This window comes from Hymenobacter agri (genome assembly GCF_054778495.1).
Genome location: NZ_BAAGZM010000595.1, coordinates 1 through 2603 on the forward strand (window position 1 = coordinate 1; position 2603 = coordinate 2603).

General features: G+C 66.7%; 1 protein-coding gene. It reads left to right on the plus strand.

Going from position 1 to position 2603, the window contains the following annotated elements; genetic code table 11:
- Positions 1-2603 (plus strand): Ig-like domain-containing protein (locus ACYVDE_RS19870; protein WP_460503274.1); only part of this gene is annotated, 2603 nt, incomplete at both ends.

Sequence of the window (2603 nt, forward strand, 5' to 3'; positions counted from 1 at the left end):
GGTGCTTACACGCCCACCGGCAGCCCCCTGAGCGGCGGCACCAGCGTGCACTCAGCCCGCTTCCACTCCTACAACGCCAGCAGCCGCACTTCGGGCCAGCTCGACCTGTACGTGAACATGGCCGGCACGACTGGCACGCCCACGCTGAACTTCGACTACCTCAATACCAGTGGCACCGACTCGCTGAGCGTGATGGTGAGCACCAACGGCGGCACCTCGTTCAGCCGCGTGCAGAAGTTCACGACCGCCGCCAGCTGGACGGCTCAGACGGTGGCCCTGCCCACGACGGGCCTGACCGCGACGACGATTATCCGCCTGATGGCTACCAGCGACTTCGGCGTGACGGATATCGGCGTCGACAATGTGCGCGTGAGCTACATCACCTGCCCTGCCGTGACTGGGGTATCGGTGTCGAATATTACGACGACAACGGCTACGGTTGATTTCACGGCCAGCCCCAACGGCGGCTCGTACGTGGTGACGGTGACGCCGGCTGGCGGCACGGCCACGACCCAAACCGTGACTACTTCGCCCATTAACCTGACCAGCCTGAGCCCCAGCACCGTGTACACGGTAAGCATTGTGGCCAACTGCGGCGCAACCAACGGCAACTCGACGGCGGTAATCGCGACGTTCCGCACCGACTGCGTGACTGCTCCCTACGTGCTGGTGAACAACACCACGCCTTACACCCAGGACTTCGAAGCCACTTGGCTCAGCCAGTGCGGTACCAACGAAACGCCCGGTGTGAACTGGCGCAACACGCCCGTGACGGGCAACACCTCGTGGCGCCGCGACGACGACGGTGCCAGCGCCGCCTGGGCTTCGGCTACTTCGGGCAGCTTCACGCCCGCCGGCAGCCAGGGCAGCGCCCACGCGGCCCGCTTCCACAGCTACTACACGGCCTCGGGCGTGACGGGTACGCTCGACTTCTACGTGGACCTGAGCGCCGCCGGCACCAAGCGTCTGACGTTTGACTATGTGAACGTATCGACCGCCGGCAGCAAGCTCGACGTGCTGCTCTCGACCGATGGCGGCGCGACCTTCACGACCACTCCGCTGCTGAGCGTGGCAACTTCGGCCACCTTCAGCACGAAAACCGTAGACCTGACGGCCACCTCGGCCACCAGCGTTATCCGCTTCCGCGGCACCGGCGACTTTGGCAGCTACGACATCGGCCTCGACAACGTGCAGGTACGCGCAGTGCCCAACGTGGACCTGGCCGCCACGGCGCTGGTGGCCCCCACTACCACGCAGGGCTGCTACAGCAGCACCGAAACCGTGACGGTGGCGGTGACCAACGTGGGCGCCCAGGCGCTTGATTTCAGCGTGAACCCGGCTACCGTGACGGCCACCGTGACCACGCCTTCGGGCTCGCAAACCCTGAACGGCAGCATCGCGACGGGCACCCTCGCCGCCGGCGCTACCCAGAACGTGACCCTGACTCCGACGCTGGATATGACTACTGCCGGCACCTACACCTTCGCCATTGCGGCCACGGTAACCGGTGATGGCAACACGGCCAACGACGCCCTGACCCCGGCCCCCACCCGCACGGTGACGGCCCCGGTGGCCGGCACCCTGAGCCCGGCCAGCGCCAGCATCTGCGTGAGCGGCACGGCTGCCCTGAGCCTGGCCGGTGCCGCCAACGGCAGCATTCAGTACCAGAGCAGCCCGGACAACGTGACGTTTACCGACATCAGCGGGGCCACCAGCGCCACGTATACCACGCCGGTACTCACGAGCACCACCTACTACCGCGCCCAGGTACGCTGCGGCTCGAACGTGGCCACTTCCAACGTGAGCACCATCACGGTGAACAACCCGCAGGTGGCTGGCACCAACGGCCCGGTGGCTATTTGCGCCGGCAGCACGGCCACGCTCACGGCTACGGCCAGCTCCGGCAGCCAGGTTCGCTTCTTCGATGTGGCCACCGGCGGCACGGCCCTGACCACTACCACGGCCGGTAGCTACACCACGCCGGCCCTCACGGCCAGCACCACGTACTACGCCGAAGCCTATACCAGCAGCAGCAGCGTGGCCGGCCTGGCCGACAACTCGGCCAGCAACGGCACCTTCGTGCAGTCTACGCTCACGGACTATCCGCTGGGCTTTGCGGTATCGCAGGCGGGCACGCTGGCTTCGGTCGATGTGTACCCGAGCGCCGCGGGCGCCCTCACCATCCGCCTCTACAGCACGACGGGCACGCAGCCCGGCGGCACCACCACGGCCGTGGCCGGTTCGGATGTAACCATTACTGTAACGGCCGCCCAGGTGGGCACCCGCGTAACGGTGCCGCTGAACTACACCCTGGCCGCCGGCGAATACCGGATTTCGAACCCTTCGGGCACGCTGGGTCGCTTCAGCACCTACACCGGCACGTATCCGCTCACGGCGGGTTCGCTCACGGTGCGCGGTTCGTACACGTCGGCCACTTCGACCACGTTCTCGAACACGACCTACAACAGCTTCTTCAACCTGACCTTCAACAGCGAATGCGCCGGCGCTAGCCGCACCGCCATCGCGGTGAACGTGACGCAGCCGGCTACGGCCAGCTTCACGGCGGCTACGGGTGCCACCTGCGGCACCTCGGCGGTGACGCT